This window comes from Novosphingobium kaempferiae (assembly GCF_021227995.1).
Taxonomy (GTDB): domain Bacteria; phylum Pseudomonadota; class Alphaproteobacteria; order Sphingomonadales; family Sphingomonadaceae; genus Novosphingobium; species Novosphingobium kaempferiae.
The window spans coordinates 4,427,452-4,444,473 of the sequence record NZ_CP089301.1 but is presented as its reverse complement, the minus strand read 5'-3'; the positions used below and the strand labels follow the sequence as shown (position 1 = coordinate 4,444,473).

Genomic DNA, 17,022 nt, shown 5'->3' with positions numbered 1-17,022 from the left:
CGCTCCCGCTCATGTCTTGTCGATTGCGCGATAGGCCGCGACCAGTCGGTCCTCGCCCTCGCGTTCGGCCAGCGAATTGCCGTGTTCCATGCCGATCACGCCGCCATAGTTGCGGGCGCGCAGCCAGCGGACGATGTTGGCGTAGTTGATTTCGCCGGTGCCCGGCTCCTTGCGGCCGGGGTTGTCGCCGAACTGGATGTAGCCGACCTCGGCCCAGCAGGCCTCCAGCGTCGGGATCAGGTTCCCGGACTGGATCTGCTCATGATAGAGGTCGGCGAGTATCTTGACGCCCGGATTGTCGGCCCCGCGCGCCACCGCATAGCCCTGCGCGATGGACTGCATGAAGACGCCGGGATGGTTGGTGCGGGTGTTGAGAGGCTCCATCACCAGCACCAGCCCGTGCGGGGCGACGATGTCCCCGGCGCGCCGCATGCAGTCGATGATGCGCCCGGTCTGTATGTCCTGCGGCACCTTGCGATCCATGAAGCCGGTCACCACGGTCATGTGCTTCGCGTTGAGCCGCCTGGCGATATCGACCGAGGTCCGGATGTCCGCGAGGAAAGCCTCCCGGTCGGCATCGTCGTTGCCGCCCAGAACCGGGCGGAAATCCGCCCATTTCGGCATGCTGGCGACGAACACACCCATGGCCATCCCGCGCCGGGCCAGCGCGCGGGCCATCGCCTCCTGCTGCTCGACCGGCCTCTTGCGCGCTTCGTTGTCTTCCCAGGCGTGGAACCCCTGGTCGGCGGCATAGGCGATCTGTTCCAGCAGGCCGCCGCGACTGGCGAAGCTGCCCTCATGCGGTGCATACCCGAGCGAGAAGCGCGCGGCGTTGGAGCCTGATCTGGCGGCAGCGGAGGCGATGCCGGGCGTCGCGGCCGCGGCAACCCCGGCGGCGATCATGGTCCTGCGGGACAGCCTCATGCCACTGCCTCCGCGCGACGACCGGCACGGCGGTCGGACAGCCAGATCAGGCCGAAAACGATCAGCAGGGTCAAAGGTACGAAAGTCAGTCGCGCGAAGGATTGCGAGGCTGCGGCATCCTCAACCACGCGAAGGGCGTCGCCGCTGAGGCGGGTGAAGGCCTCCGGACCGCCTGCCAGTTGCACCTTGGCCTGATCGAACATCTCGCCAAGGCGCGGCAGCACGAAGAAGCTGGCAAGCGCACCGGCCGAGCCGACCAGACCCAGCGCCCATGCATCGCCGCGCGGGTAGCGTTCGGCGACGGAAGCCAGCATCGTTGGCCACATGGCGCACACGCCCAGACCCCAGACCGTCGAGGCGAGGATCGCGGAAGCGGGAGACTGCGCCTGCGACAGCATGAACAGGCCGATCGCGGCGAGCAGGCTCGATACCCAGAGGAGGCCGGGATTGGAGAGGTGTCCAGCGATGCGTCCCGCGAAATGGCGGAAGACGAACATCAGAGCGCTGACGTAGACGAGCAGCAGGATGCCCCGCATGCCGACACGGTTGCTGAGCGCGACGTCGAGCCACTGTCCGGGCGCCAGTTCGGACGATGCGGTCAGGAACATCGCGCCGAACCAGACGAAGAAGCTCGGGCGGCGGAACACTTCGAGCATCATGTCCCTCGTGCCACGGTCGCCGGCAGTCCGGGGCGGGGCGGGGAAGCGGGTGGTCGCGGCCAGCAGGATGACGCCGAGAGCAGGCAGGTAGGCCAGCGCCATGATCGCCTGCCAGGGCAGCAGCGGCGCGAGGAACACGCCCGCCAGCCCGCCGACGATAAGGCCGCCCGGATACCAGGCGTGCAGCACGTTCAGCCGGTGCGTGGTGTCCTCGGGATAGAGGCGGGCGGTCAGCGGGTTGATCGACGCTTCGGCAAAACCCCAGCCGATGCCGCTCAGCAGCATGCCGAGCCATACCAGATGATACGTGGTCATGCCGCCTGCCATGACACCGGCGCCGATTATGAGCGTCGTGCCGATCATGAACATGGCGCCGCAGCCCATCAGCACCTGCCGGATGCCGATCCTGTCGAGCAGCGCACTCACCACGAAGACCGTGATCGAGAAGCCGAGAAAGGCGGATCCGAGCGCCGCGCCGATCAGCTCACCCGCGGAAATGGGCGCCACCGGGTCGATCCATTGCGCCTTCAGGCTGCTCGCCACCGCGGCGCGCAACGACGCGCTCATCGAAGCGGTGAATAGCGCCAGGACGCTCAGCCAGAACAGTCTTCGCCGGTTGATACCCGTCATTTCGGCTCCTCTCCCTTGATCCCGTCGGTCTTTCCGATCGGGACATGTCGCAAGTGTGGTCGGCTAAGATGCCGGCATCAGCCGAGCCCCAGCCATCGCCGGTTGTCGGCGGGATCGCCTCCGCCTGCGAAATCGTCGAAAGCCCGATCGGGCCTGCGGATCATGTGCGCCGCGATGAAGGGCGCGCCTTCGCGCGCGCCGTCTTCCGGGTGCTTGAGGCAGCATTCCCATTCCAGCACCGCCCACCCCTCGTACCCGTATTGGGTCAGGCGCGAGAATATGCCGGTGAAGTCGACCTGACCGTCGCCCAGGGACCGGAACCTTCCGGGGCGGTCGAGCCAGTCGGCATAGCCGCCGTAGACACCCGCCCGTCCGGTCGGGTTGAACTCCGCATCCTTGACGTGGAACATCCTGATGCGGTCATGGTAGATGTCGATGAACTGCAGGTAGTCCATCGCCTGCAGCACGAAATGACTGGGATCGTAGAGGATGCTTGCGCGCGGATGGCCATCGACCGCGTCGAGGAACCGGCCGAAGGTCAGCCCGTCGTGCAGATCCTCGCCCGGATGGAGTTCGAAGCAGAGATCGACGCCCTGTTCCTCGAACGCGTCCAGGATCGGTCGCCAGCGCCGCCCCAGTTCGGCGAAGGCCTCTTCCACCAGACCCGCCGGACGTTGCGGCCAGGCGTAGAAGAAAGGCCAGGCGAGCGCTCCGGAGAACGTGGCATGCGCCTTGAGGCCGAGGCGGCGGCTGGCCTTCGCCGCCAGCTTGAGCTGTTCGACGGCCCAGACCTGCCGCTCGGCCGGCTTGCCACGCAGTTCTGGCGGCGCGAAATTGTCGAACGCTGCATCGTAGGCGGGATGCACCGCGACCAACTGGCCTTGCAGATGCGTGGACAGTTCGGAAATCTCGACGCCCGCTTCGCGGCAGCGGCCCGCGAGTTCGTCACAATAGTCCTGACTGTCCGCCGCCAGCGCCAGATCCATGCAGCGCGGGTCGTTGCTGGGCACCTGAATGCCCTTGTAACCGGCCTGCGCCATCCAGCGCGCGGCATTGTCGAGCGTGTCGAACGGGGGCGCATCGCCCATGAACTGCGCCAAAAAGATGCCGGGGCCGCGCATCGCGCCCTTCGTCGTCACTTCACGCTCTTGAGATAGGCGATGATGGCCGCCCGCTTGGTCGCATCGGGCGTTGCGATCGGCATGCGGCTGCCGGGAATTTTCCTGGTCGGCGCGGCGAGGTATTCGTCGAGCGCCTTTTCGTCCAAAGTGAGTTTCGAGGCCTTGACGGCGGGGGAATAATTGAAGCCGGGCAGGGTGCCTGCGGTGCGGCCGACTACGCCCTTCAGGTTGGGGCCGATGCCGCTCTTTCCGCCGGGCTGTACGCTGTGACAGGCGCGACAGGTGGCAAACGCGGGCGGTGCTGCCGGAACAGCGGTCTGCGCCGATCCCGGCGTGACCACCATGCTGATTGCGAGCGCTACCAGGCCGATGCCGACTTTCTTCCGCATCCTCGACTCTCCACCATGCCCATTAATATTATTTACCGGTAAACTCGCTCAAACCGTGCAGGAGATCAAGAGGCTGAATGATCGTCTCATCGACAATTCGACAAGGATCTGAAGCACGAGGAAAAGCACCGCACCGAGCCGGTGACGGGCGATAGGACCGCGTTAATGTGGCGTTAGCGCGCAGTTAGTGACGTGATTGAGTGCGTGGCCCGCTAGCCCCGCGACGGGTCGATGAGGAACTTCTCGCCCGTGGCCTTGCGTTCGTAGGCGCGCAGCACGTCCGGTTCCAGAGCTTCGGCAAGGCCAACGGTGCGCGTGTAATTGCTGGCGAACGTCGTCTTGAGTTCCCGCACCACCCGCTCCCGCATGCGTGCGGCGACTTCCGGGCCCGCCTTCTGCATGAACGGGAACAGAAGCCAGCCCGCCACACCCCACTGGAAGCCGAAGGCCAGCCGGTTCAGCACGGTCGGAGACGTGTCCAGCGCGCCGTAGATGTAGAGTTGCTTGAACACGGTCGAGCCATACCGGCTGTACTCGGCCATGCCTCTTACCGAGGCCCGCTCCATGGCCTGCATGATCTCGCTGCCGAGCGAGCCTCCGCCGATGGCGTCGAATGCGATCGTCGCGCCGGTCTGCTCTATCGCATCCGCAAGGCGCGCGGCGAAATCGGCGTCCTTGCTGTTCAGCACCCAGGTCGCGCCGATGGCCTTGAGGATGGCGGCCTGCTCCTCGGACCGGACGATGTTGATGAGGGGAATCCCGTCCGCGATGCAGATCTTCTGGAGCATCTGGCCGAGGTTCGAGGCAGCGGCGGTATGGACGATGGCCTTGTGCCCCTCGCGCCGGGCGGTCTCGACGAAGCCCAGCGCGGTGAGCGGATTGACGAACATCGCGGCACCGTCGACCGCGCTCGCATCCTCGGGCAGCGGGATCACGTCGGCGGCGCGGATGCGGCGATAGTCCGCGTACATGGCGCCGCCGATCATCCCGACCCGCTTGCCCATGAGCGACGAGACTGCACTTCCGGTCGCGACGACGGTGCCCGCGCCTTCGTTGCCCACTGCCATCGACTGGCCCGCTCGCCCGGCCACTGAGGCGAGGCGTGCTTCGCGAATGCGGAAGGAAAGGCCGGGGCGGTCGTTGTCGAGCCGTTCCAGTGACGCGACATCCGCCGGGCCGAGGAGCAGGCCGATATCGCTCGGGTTGATGGGCGCAGCCTCCACGCGGACGACAATCTCGTCGTCGGCAGGATCGCCGATATCCACCTCCTCAAGCGTCAGGATGAGTCGGTCGCCTTCGACCGTGGATCTCAGTTCGCGTCCCTTGAGGCTCATGGTCGATTCCTTGTTTCGGATGTGGCCGTTGGGGGCGGCCTTCCCGTCAGACATAGAAGTTGGCGCCGAGGTCGCAAGCCCGGCTTCCGGGATCGCTTCCAAGGTGCTATTGACGTATACGTGAACCAGGCAATTCCCCATCGCTATCCGATCGGCATCGATCCGGACGACATCGACTTCATGGGTCATGTCAACAACGCCAGCTATCTGAAGTGGGTGCAGGCGGCGGTGACGGATCACTGGCGCGCGCTTGCGCCGACGGAGGCAATCGCGACGCATCTCTGGGTCGCGCTCAAGCACGAGATCACCTACCGCAAGCCCGCCTTTCTGGAAGACGACGTCATCGCGACGGTGCTGCTGGAGAAAGTGCAGGGCGCCCGCGCCTTCTACGAAACCGTGATCCGGCGGGGCGAGGAAGTGCTGGCGGAAGTGAAGTCGAGCTGGTGCTGCCTCGATGCCTCCACCATGCGCCCGGCGCGTCTGGCCCGCGATGTCATCCAGCGGTTCTTCTCTGCCGAGGGCGACGAGTAGGCAGGGTCTTTCACGCGTTCAGGGCATGCGCGCGGCAGTGGTCGAGGTAGCCCTTCTCATGCCGCCCGGCGAGATCGACGACCGCACGCCACAGCCACGACGGCGCATCGAGGCTTGCGGAGCGTCCTCGCTGCAACGTCCTCGCCCAGTCACGACGGGTGTCCGGCTCCATCTGCCGCGCATGTGCCTTGCCGACGACGAAGGCGAGGTAGCGTGCCGCCTTCAGCGCCTCGCCGCGCGAGAATTGCTCGACCTCGATCTTAAGATCCTGCGGCATGAGTTCGCGCACGAACACCGAATGCTCGTGGATCCGCCCTGTCGCCATGCGCTTACCGAGATAGGGGGACAGCGCCTGCGCCGCAGCCAGAACGCGTTCGGCCGGGTCGTCCGGCATAACGGCGCCGCTAGCGACCGGAGCAATGGGCGCCACTGCTTCCTTGATGTCCACGAGCGCGTGGTCGGCCTCGCCCTTGCCCTCCAGCGCGACGATCGCCGCATAGCGCATCAGTCCAAGCGAACTGCAGCCCTTCATCCAGTAGGCCGCGTCCAGCATCTTTGGCCCGCGCTCCTCGCCCTTGCTATCGAGCGAGAGGATCATGCGGCTCACCGGCCGGTGCGTCACGATGTCGCGAAGGCCGCTCGTCTCCTCAGGGGTGAGCGGCCAGAAGCGGCGGCCCAGCGGGATCTTCGGCTCCACGTCGTCTAGCCGCTCCTTCGCCAGATGCCGCCATTTCCTGCCGAGGGCGCGGCGACGTACTATCCGCACGATGTCGGGCTCCTCGCCTGCGGCCTTCTCCCCTCCGTCCGGGTCGGCGAACGCGCCTTCGTAGCCGTCCACCATCTCTTCCATCATGCGCGCGGTGACGACGCCGGGAAGGTCCGAGCCGCGAGCCGCAGTGGCGAGCGACAGGCCCAGCCGGATAAGGTCGTGCGCGGGATTGCCGATCACGGCCTGGTCCAGATCGCGGATCTGTATCTCGACCTTGCCGTCGCCGTTGGAGATCGGCCCGAGATTGCCGAGGTGGCAGTCGCCGCAGATCCAGACCGCCGGGCCCTGCGGCACGATGCGCTCGCCCCCTTCCTCGGCAAGCCAGCGATAGAACAGCGCGGTGTTGCCTCGCACGTAGGCGTGGGCGGAGCGTGCCATCTTGAGGTCGCGGCGGGCGTGAAGGGTGGCGATGCGATCTGCCGGTACGACGAATTTCATGCAGACACGAACGAGCAATACCGCGCGCATGTTCCGGGCGCAGGTGAAGTTGCGAAAAGGACATGGAACGGCGCGGAACAGGCCACCCGCTCGCGACTTTCGCCTCTGTTGCAAGGACACATACGGGAAACAGACATGACGACAGTGGCGCAGGTGATCGTGGACACGCTGCAGGCCGCAGGTGCGCGCCGCTGCTACGGAGTGCCCGGAGACACGCTCAACCATGTGACCGACGCGATCCGCACCAGCGACATCCGCTGGGTCCATGTCCGGCATGAAGAGGCGGGCGGCTTCGCGGCCGGCGCGGATGCGCTGTTGACCGGCGAACTTGCGCTATGCGCCGGGTCGTGCGGTCCCGGCAGCCTCCATTTCATAAACGGGCTGTTCGAATCCCACCGCAACCGGGCGCCGGTTGTCCTCATTGCCAGCCAGATCGTGCGGGACGAACTGGGCTTCGATTTTCCCCAGGAAGTCGATTTCCGCTCCGTCTACGAGAGTTGCAGCGTCTTCTGCGAGGAAATCCGCACGCCCGCGCAGGCCCGCAGGAAGACCGCGATGGCTGCGCAGGCAGCCCTGGCCCGGCGCGGCGTTGCGGTGCTGATCGTGCCCGCCGACGTTTCGAGTGCCAAGGCGCCGGATGAGCCTGCCTTCACGGTTCATCGCGCAAGGCCGGTCGTGGTGCCCGCCGAAGACGAACTGGACCGGATCGCCGCACTGCTGTGTCAGGGAAAGAAGATCGCGATCTATGGCGGATCGGGCTGCGAAGACGCGCATGACGAGGTTGTCGCACTTGCACAGGCGCTACAGGCTCCGGTCGCCCATACCTCCCGCGCGAAGGATTTTCTGGAGCATGACAACCCCTTCGACGTCGGGATGACAGGCATTTTCGGCGGAGAGGCGGGCTATCACGCACTGATGTCCTGCGACACGCTGCTCCTGCTGGGGTGCGATTTCGCGTGGCGGCAGTTCTATCCGCACAAGGCGACGATCATTCAGGTCGATCTCGACGGGACGCACCTTGGGCGGCGTCATCCGGTGGACCTTGGTGTAGTCGGTGATGTCGGGGCCACCCTGAGGGCGCTGCGCCCGCGGGTGGACGTGCGATCCGACCGCGGCTTCCTCGACGATTGCCTTTCGCGGCGGGAGAAGATGGAGGAACGGCAGGGCAGGCACGCGACCGTCGGCAAGGGCGGCGCGATCCATCCGCAGTACCTTGCCGAAGTCATATCCCGCGCCGCGCCTGTGGACGCGATCTACACCGCCGATGCGGGATCGCCGATGGTCTGGTGCCTGCGCCACGTCGCTTCGACCGGGAGCAACCGCACGGTAATCAGCCTCAGCCACGGTACGATGGCGAACGCCATGCCGCAGGCTCTGGGCGCCAAGGCGGCGTTCCCCGACCGCACCGTGATCTCGCTGTCGGGCGACGGCGGCCTCGCCATAATGCTGGGCGATCTGCTCACCGCAGTACAGGAAAAGCTGCCGATCAAGGTCGCGGTGTTCAACAACAGTGCGCTGGATTTCGTGGAGATCGAGCAGAAGGTCGAAGGGCTGCTGGACGCCTATACCGACCTGCTCAATCCCGATTTCGGTCGGGTCGCCGAGGCCATGGGTTTGTGGGGTCGCCGGGTGGAGAAGGCTCAGGATCTGGAGGCAGCGGTCCAGGCGTGGCTGGAGACGCCGGGTCCAGCGTTGCTGGATGTCGTCACCGACAGGTTCGAACTGGTCATGCCGCCCAAGATCGAAGCGGGGCAGGTGGCCGGAATGGCGCTCTATTCTGCAAAGGCGGTCCTCGGCGGACGGGGCCGGGACGTTGCGGGAATGATCCGCAACCTGCTGCCATGAGCGGCTCTGCCAGTGGGGCGAGCGGCCTCGTCGCGGCGCTGACCCGCGACCATGCGTTGTCCCGCAACCTGCTCCTGCTGGCGGCACTGGTCGGGACGGTGGCATCCATTGCTATCGGCACCCATCATCCCGCCGCACTGTGGATCCTGCTGCTGAGCCTGCCCGTGTCGGTGCTTTCGCTGGTGGACCTGTTCCAGACCAAGCATTCGCTGCGGCGCAATTATCCTGCATCGGCGCGCTTCCGCTGGCTGTTCGAATGGCTGCGTCCGTTCCTGCGTGCCTACATCGTCGAAAGCGATCTCGATGGCCGCCCGTTCAGCCACGACGAGCGAGCGCTCGTCTATGCGCGGGCCAAGGGCGATGTCTCTGCTCATCCGTTCGGGACGGAACTCGACGTCTATTCGGACGAGTACGAATGGCTGGCCCACAGCATCGCGCCGTCACGCAATGCGCCGAAGGATACCCGCGTACATGTCGGTTCCGAACAATGCGCGCAGCCTTATGAGGCGGCGCGTCTCAACATCTCCGCGATGAGCTTCGGAGCGCTGGGCGCCAACGCGATCGAGGCGCTGAATCTCGGTGCAAAGATCGGCGGGTTCTACCACGACACGGGAGAGGGCGGCCTGTCGCCGTACCATCTTAAACATGGTGGCGACATCGTCTGGGAAGTGGGCTCGGGCTATTTCGGCTGCCGGGATGCCGACGGCCGTTTCGACGGCGCGCGCTTCGCGGATCGGGCTGCGCACGACGCGGTGAAGATGACCGAGATCAAGCTCAGCCAAGGGGCCAAGCCGGGCCATGGCGGCCTGCTTCCCGGCCCCAAGGTGACGCGGGAGATCGCGCAGACCCGCGACGTGCCGGAAGGCGAGGATTGCCTTTCGCCGCCATGGCACAGCGCCTTCTCCACGCCGATCGAACTGGTGGAGTTCGCAGGCAAGATGCGTGATCTGTCAGGCGGAAAGCCGGTCGGCATCAAGCTGTGCGTCGGCTATCCGCACGAACTCTTCGCCGTGGTGAAGGCGATGCTGGAAACCGGCATCGTGCTCGACTTCATCGTCATCGACGGAGCCGAGGGTGGGACGGGCGCCGCGCCGACGGAACTGTCGGACCGGGTCGGTATGCCGCTGCGCGAAGGCCTTATCATCGCGCGCAACGCGCTGGTGGGCACCAATCTCAAGGGCCGGGTCAAGCTTGCCGCGTCCGGCAAGATCAGTTCGGGGGCAGGCATCGCCATGAATGCTGCGCTGGGGGCGGACTGGTGCAACGCGGCCCGCTCCTTCATGTTCTCTCTCGGCTGCGTGCAGTCGATGCGCTGCCATACGGATACCTGCCCGACCGGCGTCGCCACCCAGTCACCGGCGCGCCAGCGCGCGCTCGTCATTCCGGAGAAGGCCCAGCGGGTCGCCCGCTTTCAGCGCAGCACGCTGGATGCACTGCACGATATCGTGGTCGCCTGCGGCCTCGACACGCCCGACCAGTTCACCCCGGACGGCCTGCGCCAGCGCATCAGTGCGGTGGAGATGCGGTCGATGGACGAACTCTATCCTTTCGTCGAACCGGGCGAACTGCTCTCGGGAGCGCGCGATGCGCGGACGGCGCGATGGTGGGCTCAGGCTGACCCCTGTTCCTTCCGGCGGATCGCCTGACCGTCAAGGACAGCGATTCACGTCGGATCGGTCGCGTCGGCAGGACGGACCTCGGTTGTCGGGGCGTCCATGTCGGCCGTCGTTGCCGGAATGTCTGCCGTGGCCGGCATGATGCGCCCGCCATGACCTACGGTCATGGTGCGGAGCACGCCGTCGCGGCGGACGAGCCCGTGCATGAGAGCAGCCGAGAGATGGGCGAGGATGAGCGCGAAGAACAGCAGCGCGACAACGGTATGGGCCTGCCGGAGCAAGGCATAGACGGCCAGATCATGAGGCAGGATCGGCGGAAGGCTGATGCGCTTGGTCACCTCGATCGGATAGCCGCCTGCTGACAGCATGGCCCAGCCGATCAGCGGCATTCCGATCATCGCTGCATAGAGCAGCACATGCGAAGCCTTGGCGACCAGTTTCTGCAAGGGCGGCAGGTCATCGGGCAGCAATGGCGTACCGGTGACGAGGCGCAACGGCAGCCGAATGACGACAAGGATCAGGATCGCGATCCCGACCGGCCGATGCAGCGCCAGCAGCTCGGGATAGAGCGGTCCGGTGGTGGACACCATGGCCACGCCGATGAACAGCATGACCAGAACCATAAGGGCCATCAGCCAGTGCAGCACGCGCAGCGCGGGATGAAAATCGGCGGGATGGTGGGTCATCGTGCCTTCTCCTGCGCAAGCGTCTGGCCGACCGCGCTGGGGCCTGCTCCTTCGGCGGCGCGGCGGTTGAAGGACGAGGAATAGACTTTCGATCGCACGGCGAGCAGCGGATCGTCGGACAGGCCGATACCGGCGGGCAGGATGGTGGGATCGAAGTTGAGGTCGCGACAGCCGCCGGTTTCTTCCGCCGCGACTTTCGTGATCGTCAATGTGCCTGCGTCGATCGTCCGGTGCGGGCCATGCCAGGCGATCGTCGCCTTGTCGGTCACGTCGCCCGGATTGGCCACGACGAGTTGCAGATGCCAGCGCGAAGGGGCGCGAGCGGTGCGCCGGATCATCTCGTCGAAGAGATAGTCGCGCGGCAATTGATCGAGATGCGCCTTGTCCAGCCCGTTGAGCGGCGCTTCGGGCATGAACTGCCAGCGCACCAGCCGGTCGCTGCCCGCGCTGTCCGTGAAGCGGAATGCATTGATGCTGTAGTAAGTCGCACCGGCGAAGCTGTCCGGCAGGACCGCCTTTGCCATATAGGCCTGGAAAGCCTTTACCTCGGGGTGGTCGGCGAGGAACGGCTTCATCACCGCCGGATCCGGCTTGCCGGTATTGGGATCGGGCGTCGTCGCTCGTTGTAGCGCGACAAAGGAGGCCACGTCGGCCACCGGGAAGATCGGCGTGTGGTCCATTCCCATGCGCCACTGCTGCCCATCCGGTGTTCTGATGAGCATCGCCATGGAATGAAACACATTGCGGCCATCGGTCGCCAGCGGATTGCCGCCCCCGGTCGAGAAGCGACCGATCACGGGGTAGCTTCCGCGCTTGAATGCCTGGGCGACGGACAGCACGCTTCCCGCGCCATTGGCGGTGAACGAGCCGCGAAAGCAGAGCCCTTTCGCGTGAGCGCGGCGATAGCCGGGATGCTTGCCGCCGTTATCGTCGAGCGCCCTGACGACATCCCCGCCGTCGATGCGCTGCGGGCCGAGCAGTCCTGCCGCCCAGGCAAACGCTGCGACGAGCACGACGGCGATGCCCGCGATCAGCGCGAAGGGGGCCAGCGATTTACGCGCGGGTTTGAGAGAAAACGACATCTTCGTCCTCCTGCAGCCACCGTTCGCGGATACTGGGATTATCGGCCGCCAACGATTTGCCACTCATGCGATCTTCGCCGGTTTCAGCAGATCGGACAAGCCGCCACGATGCAGCTTCCTGTTGCACGACAGGCGGTGCAGGGAAGGGTGGCCTCCGTCGTTAGGGCAATCGGTCGGGCGACGGCGACCCCTGCTAGCTCTGGCTCATTTCGGGCGTAATTGCCAGGCATCCAGCTTGCGGATTAGGGCCTCTCCGCCTTGCGAACTGGCTTCCCATCGCAGAGGGCCACGCCCGCGGAAGAAACGGTCGGTGATCGTTCGTGTACCATCAGCCGCGTAGAGTTCGACGATTGAGCGGTCGACGAGCAGGCGCATCGTCATGGGGCCATCGCCCGGCGGCAGCGTGGCGATGTGGCGGGCGGCGAAGGCATCGTGGAAATGTGGCCCCGAGCGGGTGCGGTCCACGAAGACTTCCCTTGTCGCAGGCGTGTAGCCGATGACGAGTTGATATCCGGCCGCGTCGGTGAGTGTCAGTGCGACCTGCGTCGCTTTCAGTGCCTCGATGGTGACGGTCATGTCGACGCTTTCGGCGAGGTCCAGCGCCTTGGGGGAGGCTCCGAGCCGCAGGTCGGCAATGTGGCGTGCCGGGCCGCGATATTGCTCGATTTCGCGCACCGGGGCCTGTGCGATGCGCCAGTCGGTGCCCTCGCGCCGGAGCGACAGCGCGCGCGGCATGGTCATGATCCCGCGCGCGGGATACGTTGGAATGTTGGAGGCATACCGCAGGTTCGTGGCCCAACCGATCCAGATGCGGCGCCCGTCTGGCACCTCGTTCCAAGATTGCGCCGCATAGAAATCGGCACCTTCGTCCGCCCAATGCGGCGCCTCAGGCCAGCCGGGCTCCAGCGTGAAGCGGTGCCCGTCGAAGGCGCCTACGAACCATTGTCCGGCCGATCCGTTGTCCAGCCCACCGTCGCCCTGGCTGACGTTGAGTACCCAGCGGGTTTCGCCGGGGCGCCCTTTGTCGATCGGAAGCTCGAAGTGATCCGGGCATTCCCAGTTGACGCTGTGGCTCGATGCGGTGGGGCCGAAGTCGCTCTCGTGCGTCCATTGCTTGAGGTCGGCGGACGAGTAGAACGCCGCCTTCTTCTCCGCCGCCTTGACCACGACCATGACCCAGCGCCGGGTCGGCGCATGCCAGAATACCTTCGGATCGCGGAACTCGGTGGAACCGATGTCGATCACCTTGCCGTAAGGCGTGAAGGTGCGGCCTCGGTCGTTGCTATAGGCGACATACTGCGACTGGTTGCGCGTTTTCGGATCGAAACCGGTGTAGATCGCGACCATCGGCGGCTTGCCGCCCTTGCCGAAACCGGAGGTGTTCTTCCAGTCGATCACCGCGCTGCCGGAGAATGCCATGACCTCGGTTTCCGGGATGGCGACGGGAAGTTCCTGCCAGGTCGTCAGGTCGCGGCTGACGGCATGACCCCAGTTCATGTGGCCCCATCGGTCGCCGTGGGGATTGTACTGGAAGAACAGGTGATACTCGCCGTCGTAATAGACCAGCCCGTTGGGGTCGTTCATCCAGTTGCGCTGGGGCGCGAAGTGGAACGCCGGGCGCGGGTCTGCCTGCGGCCATTCGGCGTGGGCGGCAGTCGCGGCCAGAAGCATGGTCATTGCCGTCAGCGCACGCATCGTCTCTCTCCCCGGTGCCGCATCCCTTGAGCGGCTGAGGAGCGATTGGTATTGCCAATCTTTGACAGCGACAACATATTTATCGTATGATTAAAAGAGCCGGCGTGGTGTTCATGCCCTGATACGGGCATCCCAGCCAAGCATTGCCGTCTCTGCAACCGACATCAATTCGTCGAGGCTCGCACCATCGCGAGCGAGTATCGACATGCCGTTCTGGACCGACTGGACGAAGCGGGCGAGCCCGTGAATGTCCACCGATGCGTCGATTTCGCCATCCGACTGGCCCTGCTGCAGCCGATCCTTTAGGCGCGTCAGCGTCGCATTGCGTGCCGATGCGACGAGCGTTCCAAGCTCCGGGTGGCCCTCCGAACCGACTGCGGACAACGTCACCATGCAGCCGTTGCAAACCTCGCTGAGCCCTGCGGCGGTATCCGCAAGAAAAGCCGCTATCGCTTCTCGCGCGGTAGCGGCCGCGAAGAACCCGCCCCAGGCCACGGTCTCGTTGGTGCGGGTGTAGTGCTGGAGCGCTTCCGCATAGAGCGCCTCCTTCGATCCGAACGCAGCGTAGAGGCTGGGCGATCCGATCCCCATCGCCGACGTCAGGTCGCCGATCGACGTCGCCGAGTACCCTTTCTGCCAGAACAGGCGCATCGCCACGCCCAGCGCCGCCTCGCGGTCGAAGGCTCTTGGCCTCCCACGACGGCCTGTGGCGCAGGCCTCGGTGCTTGAATCGGAATTCTGCATCGATCGATATATAAATGGGTTGACGTCCGGGTGCAATGGACACACCTATTCTGTATCGATCAGCACAGAAAGGATTCGATCATGGAACTCGCTGGCAAATGCGCGCTCGTCACCGGGGCATCGCGCGGTATCGGCGCCGCCATCGCGATCGCGCTTGCGGACAAAGGCGCGGACGTCGCGATCACTTACGAGCGATCTGCCGATCGCGCCGCGCAACTTGTGCAGGAACTGCAGGCGAAGGGCCGCAAGGCCGTGGCGATCCAGGCCGACAGCGCTGACCCGGAGGCGATCCAGCGCTCGGTGGACGAGGCGGCCAGCGTCCTCGGCGGGCTCGACATCCTCGTAAACAACGCCGCGATCGCGCGGTACAACGACCTAGCCAAGTTCACGGTCGAGGATATCGACGCGCTGCTGGCGGTGAACGTGCGCGGCCCGGTGCTGACATCCAAGGCGGCGATCCCGCATCTCAAGGCGGGTGGGCGCATCATCAATATCGGGTCGGCAGGTGCGGACCGCATCGTCGGCACCACGGGCACCGTCTATTACATGACCAAGTCGGCGCTCCAGTCGTTCAACCGCGGGCTCGCGCAGGAACTGGGCCCTCGGGACATCACGGTGAACCTCGTCCAGCCCGGTTCTACCAACACGGAAATGAACCCGGAGGAGGGCGAATTCGCAGACTTCCAGCGCAGCCTGATGCCGCTCGGTCGCTACGGCCAGCCTGCGGACGTTGCTGCGGCGGTGGCGTTTCTGGCGACGCCCGCTGCCCGGCAGATCACCGGCACGATCCTCAATGTCGACGGTGGCGCGCTGACCTGAGTTTCCAGGCGGTAATGCTCAGCCGCGCGCAGTCCTTTAGCGGGCTGCGCGCGCTCCCGTCGCATCCTCGCCCGCCTGTCCGAAGCACTCGATCAGCATTTCGGTGAGCACGCGTATCTTGCGTTCGGGATGCTGCCCCGGTGGCCGGATCACATAGATGCCAAGGTCGGGCGGCGGATAGCGGGCCATCACCGTGACAAGTGCGCCGGACGCGAGATGGTCGGCAATCAAGGCCTCGGGAATCCCGGCGACGCCCACCCCGGCGAGCGCCGCCGCCACGAGGGCGACGGCGTTATCGGCCTTGAAGCGGCCCTGCGGCCTAAGCGGTATGATCCTGTCGCCATCCACAGCAAGCCAGGTTTCGGTCCCCTGCATGACGACCTCGTGCGTGGCGAATTCTTCCGGTGTTTCGGGCGATCCGTGCCTTCCGATGTAGTCCGGCGTCGCGACATACTTGGCTGAGGTCCACCCGACCCGTCGCGCCAGCAGGCTGGAATCGGCGAGATGACCGACCCGGATCGCGCAGTCGAACCCTTCCGCGATCAGGTCCACGAACCGGTCGGTGTAGCTGGCATGGACCTGCAATTGCGGATGGCGTTGCGCCAGCGCCGCAATGATCGGCGCGAAATGCGTCGGGCCGAACGACAGCGGTGCAGCGATCCGCAACCGGCCGCGCAAGTCTCCGGCGGGGAGTATCGTTTCCCTCGCGATATCGATCTCGGCGCAGATTTTCGCGGCGTGATCGCGGAAGATGGCGCCCGCTTCGGTGAGCGCCGCCCCGCGCGTCGTGCGTGCGAGCAACTGGGCGCCGAGGTCGGCCTCAAGCCGGGCGAGCCGTCGGCTGACGATCGACTTGGACACGCCAAGGCGCAGCGCGGCGGCCGTCACGCCTCCGGCATCGGCGACTTCCACGAACGTCCGCAGTTCCTCGATATCCACGCGCGGCGTTCCCCAAAGCGCGACACAGTGTCCCGCCATAGGAAGCTACCGTATCGAAAACGGGAAGGGCAAGCTTTGCCGGACAGCGCCAGTCAGGCGCGTGTCTTCCGCCGGTTATCCCCCAAACGGCAGCAGAGGAAACATCATGACCTTCCGCAATGGCCTCGATTCCCTTCTTCGCCCAGAGGACTCCGTACTCGTCCTGATCGACCACCAGCCTTATCAACTCGCCAACCTGAACAGCCACGATCCGCAGATGGTCGTGAACAACACGACCGGGCTGGCCAAGGCGGCGAAGGTGTTCGGCGTGCCCACCATCCTGACCAGCGTCATCGCGGCACGCGGCGGGCTGCTGTTTCCCTCGATCACGGACGTGTTCCCCGACCAGGAGGTGATCGACCGCACCTTCATCAACACCTGGGAAGACAAGGTGGTCGTGGACGCCGTCAAGGCGACCGGTCGCAAGCAACTCATCATCGCCGGTCTGTGGACCGAGATCTGCGTGGCGATGCCGGCGATACAGGCCCTGGGTGAAGGCTGGGACGTGACCGTCGTCACCGACGCTTCGGGTGGCACCTCGCTCGAGGCGCATCAGGTCGGCATTCAGCGCATGATCGCCGCTGGCGCCAACGTGATGACGTGGGTGGCCGTGGCCGCCGAGTGGCAGCGCGACTGGGCACGGGCGGAATCCGCCGAGGAACTGAACAAGGTTATCGGACCGCACTCCGCCGGCAGCGGTATCGCCTATTTCTGGGAGCAGCAGCTGCTCAACACTCCGGTGCCCACTAACGCCTGACGAGA

At 65.5% G+C, this 17,022-nt stretch carries 16 protein-coding genes; 5 read left to right on the top strand and 11 right to left on the bottom strand.

Features of this window, described 5'->3' with window-relative positions:
• Positions 1–9: 9 nt before the first annotated feature.
• The 5 genes from LO787_RS20140 to LO787_RS20120 all read right to left on the bottom strand — a co-directional run bounded on the left by LO787_RS20140 (position 10) and on the right by LO787_RS20120 (position 5,057).
• A complete protein-coding gene (locus tag LO787_RS20140) occupies positions 10–924 on the bottom strand; it encodes a hydroxypyruvate isomerase family protein (protein ID WP_232492765.1) in 915 nt (304 codons plus the stop codon).
• Positions 921–2,213: an MFS transporter gene (locus LO787_RS20135; RefSeq protein ID WP_232492764.1), complete on the bottom strand. Its 1,293-nt coding sequence runs from the start codon at positions 2,211–2,213 to the stop codon at positions 921–923. The genes LO787_RS20140 and LO787_RS20135 overlap by 4 nt, the downstream gene beginning before the upstream one ends.
• Before the next feature lie 77 nt (positions 2,214–2,290).
• Complete coding sequence (locus LO787_RS20130; protein ID WP_232496378.1) at positions 2,291–3,334, bottom strand: sugar phosphate isomerase/epimerase family protein; 1,044 nt, start codon at positions 3,332–3,334, stop codon at positions 2,291–2,293.
• 14 nt (positions 3,335–3,348) lie between these two features.
• A complete protein-coding gene (locus LO787_RS20125) occupies positions 3,349–3,723 on the bottom strand; it encodes a c-type cytochrome (RefSeq protein WP_232492763.1) in 375 nt (124 codons plus the stop codon).
• 212 nt (positions 3,724–3,935) lie between these two features.
• Positions 3,936–5,057 carry a zinc-binding dehydrogenase gene (locus LO787_RS20120; RefSeq protein WP_232492762.1) on the bottom strand — a complete coding sequence of 374 codons (1,122 nt, stop codon included), beginning with the start codon at positions 5,055–5,057 and terminating at the stop codon, positions 3,936–3,938.
• A 120-nt stretch (positions 5,058–5,177) separates the two neighbouring features.
• Here LO787_RS20120 and LO787_RS20115 point away from each other — a divergent pair, with 120 nt between their 5' ends.
• Positions 5,178–5,588 (top strand): acyl-CoA thioesterase, encoded by a 411-nt coding sequence (locus LO787_RS20115; protein WP_232492761.1) that lies wholly within the window; start codon positions 5,178–5,180, stop codon positions 5,586–5,588.
• 10 nt (positions 5,589–5,598) lie between these two features.
• Here LO787_RS20115 and LO787_RS20110 read toward each other — a convergent pair whose 3' ends face one another.
• Positions 5,599–6,795, bottom strand: a complete 1,197-nt coding sequence (locus tag LO787_RS20110) for a DUF2252 family protein (protein ID WP_232492760.1) — start codon at positions 6,793–6,795, stop codon at positions 5,599–5,601.
• 135 nt (positions 6,796–6,930) lie between these two features.
• Between LO787_RS20110 and LO787_RS20105 the strand changes: the two genes are divergently transcribed.
• Together LO787_RS20105 and LO787_RS20100 are read left to right on the top strand one after the other, a co-directional pair.
• On the top strand, positions 6,931–8,640 hold the full coding sequence (locus LO787_RS20105; RefSeq protein WP_232492759.1) for a thiamine pyrophosphate-dependent enzyme: 1,710 nt from the start codon (positions 6,931–6,933) through the stop codon (positions 8,638–8,640).
• Positions 8,637–10,286, top strand: a complete 1,650-nt coding sequence (locus tag LO787_RS20100; RefSeq protein WP_232492758.1) for an FMN-binding glutamate synthase family protein — start codon at positions 8,637–8,639, stop codon at positions 10,284–10,286. Before LO787_RS20105 ends, LO787_RS20100 begins: the two co-directional genes overlap by 4 nt.
• Positions 10,287–10,303: 17 nt before the next feature.
• Here LO787_RS20100 and LO787_RS20095 read toward each other — a convergent pair whose 3' ends face one another.
• From LO787_RS20095 to LO787_RS20080, 4 genes are all read right to left on the bottom strand, one after another.
• Positions 10,304–10,942, bottom strand: coding sequence for a cytochrome b (locus tag LO787_RS20095; RefSeq protein ID WP_232492757.1), 639 nt, complete (start codon positions 10,940–10,942; stop codon positions 10,304–10,306).
• The gene (locus LO787_RS20090; protein ID WP_232492756.1) at positions 10,939–12,024 is read right to left on the bottom strand and encodes a catalase family peroxidase; all 1,086 of its coding nucleotides are present in this window, start codon (positions 12,022–12,024) and stop codon (positions 10,939–10,941) included. Before LO787_RS20090 ends, LO787_RS20095 begins: the two co-directional genes overlap by 4 nt.
• A 204-nt stretch (positions 12,025–12,228) precedes the next feature.
• Complete coding sequence (locus LO787_RS20085) at positions 12,229–13,719, bottom strand: glycoside hydrolase family 32 protein (protein ID WP_232492755.1); 1,491 nt, start codon at positions 13,717–13,719, stop codon at positions 12,229–12,231.
• A 111-nt stretch (positions 13,720–13,830) separates the two neighbouring features.
• On the bottom strand, positions 13,831–14,463 hold the full coding sequence (locus LO787_RS20080; RefSeq protein WP_232492754.1) for a TetR/AcrR family transcriptional regulator: 633 nt from the start codon (positions 14,461–14,463) through the stop codon (positions 13,831–13,833).
• Positions 14,464–14,544: 81 nt separating this feature from the next.
• On the opposite strand from LO787_RS20080, the gene LO787_RS20075 reads away from it, so the two are divergent.
• Positions 14,545–15,282 carry an SDR family oxidoreductase gene (locus LO787_RS20075; RefSeq protein WP_232492753.1) on the top strand — a complete coding sequence of 246 codons (738 nt, stop codon included), beginning with the start codon at positions 14,545–14,547 and terminating at the stop codon, positions 15,280–15,282.
• 36 nt (positions 15,283–15,318) lie between these two features.
• Here the strand turns inward: LO787_RS20075 and LO787_RS20070 are convergent, their stop codons facing one another.
• Complete coding sequence (locus LO787_RS20070; protein WP_232492752.1) at positions 15,319–16,260, bottom strand: LysR family transcriptional regulator; 942 nt, start codon at positions 16,258–16,260, stop codon at positions 15,319–15,321.
• A gap of 106 nt (positions 16,261–16,366) precedes the next feature.
• Here LO787_RS20070 and LO787_RS20065 point away from each other — a divergent pair, with 106 nt between their 5' ends.
• A complete protein-coding gene (locus LO787_RS20065; RefSeq protein ID WP_232492751.1) occupies positions 16,367–17,017 on the top strand; it encodes a hydrolase in 651 nt (216 codons plus the stop codon).
• Positions 17,018–17,022 lie beyond the last annotated feature (5 nt).

Excerpts from the sequence above, each read along its gene's own strand:
- LO787_RS20095 (WP_232492757.1), bottom strand. The coding sequence starts at position 10,942 with ATGACCCACCATCCCGCCGATTTTCATCCCGCGCTGCGCGTGCTGCAC.
- LO787_RS20120 (WP_232492762.1), bottom strand. The coding sequence starts at position 5,057 with ATGAGCCTCAAGGGACGCGAACTGAGATCCACGGTCGAAGGCGACCGA.
- LO787_RS20125 (WP_232492763.1), bottom strand. The coding sequence starts at position 3,723 with ATGCGGAAGAAAGTCGGCATCGGCCTGGTAGCGCTCGCAATCAGCATG.
- LO787_RS20085 (WP_232492755.1), bottom strand. The coding sequence starts at position 13,719 with ATGCGTGCGCTGACGGCAATGACCATGCTTCTGGCCGCGACTGCCGCC.
- LO787_RS20075 (WP_232492753.1), top strand. The coding sequence starts at position 14,545 with ATGGAACTCGCTGGCAAATGCGCGCTCGTCACCGGGGCATCGCGCGGT.
- LO787_RS20140 (WP_232492765.1), bottom strand. The coding sequence starts at position 924 with ATGAGGCTGTCCCGCAGGACCATGATCGCCGCCGGGGTTGCCGCGGCC.
- LO787_RS20105 (WP_232492759.1), top strand. The coding sequence starts at position 6,931 with ATGACGACAGTGGCGCAGGTGATCGTGGACACGCTGCAGGCCGCAGGT.
- LO787_RS20110 (WP_232492760.1), bottom strand. The coding sequence starts at position 6,795 with ATGAAATTCGTCGTACCGGCAGATCGCATCGCCACCCTTCACGCCCGC.
- LO787_RS20090 (WP_232492756.1), bottom strand. The coding sequence starts at position 12,024 with ATGTCGTTTTCTCTCAAACCCGCGCGTAAATCGCTGGCCCCCTTCGCG.
- LO787_RS20100 (WP_232492758.1), top strand. The coding sequence starts at position 8,637 with ATGAGCGGCTCTGCCAGTGGGGCGAGCGGCCTCGTCGCGGCGCTGACC.
- LO787_RS20070 (WP_232492752.1), bottom strand. The coding sequence starts at position 16,260 with ATGGCGGGACACTGTGTCGCGCTTTGGGGAACGCCGCGCGTGGATATC.
- LO787_RS20065 (WP_232492751.1), top strand. The coding sequence starts at position 16,367 with ATGACCTTCCGCAATGGCCTCGATTCCCTTCTTCGCCCAGAGGACTCC.
- LO787_RS20130 (WP_232496378.1), bottom strand. The coding sequence starts at position 3,334 with ATGCGCGGCCCCGGCATCTTTTTGGCGCAGTTCATGGGCGATGCGCCC.
- LO787_RS20135 (WP_232492764.1), bottom strand. The coding sequence starts at position 2,213 with ATGACGGGTATCAACCGGCGAAGACTGTTCTGGCTGAGCGTCCTGGCG.
- LO787_RS20080 (WP_232492754.1), bottom strand. The coding sequence starts at position 14,463 with ATGCAGAATTCCGATTCAAGCACCGAGGCCTGCGCCACAGGCCGTCGT.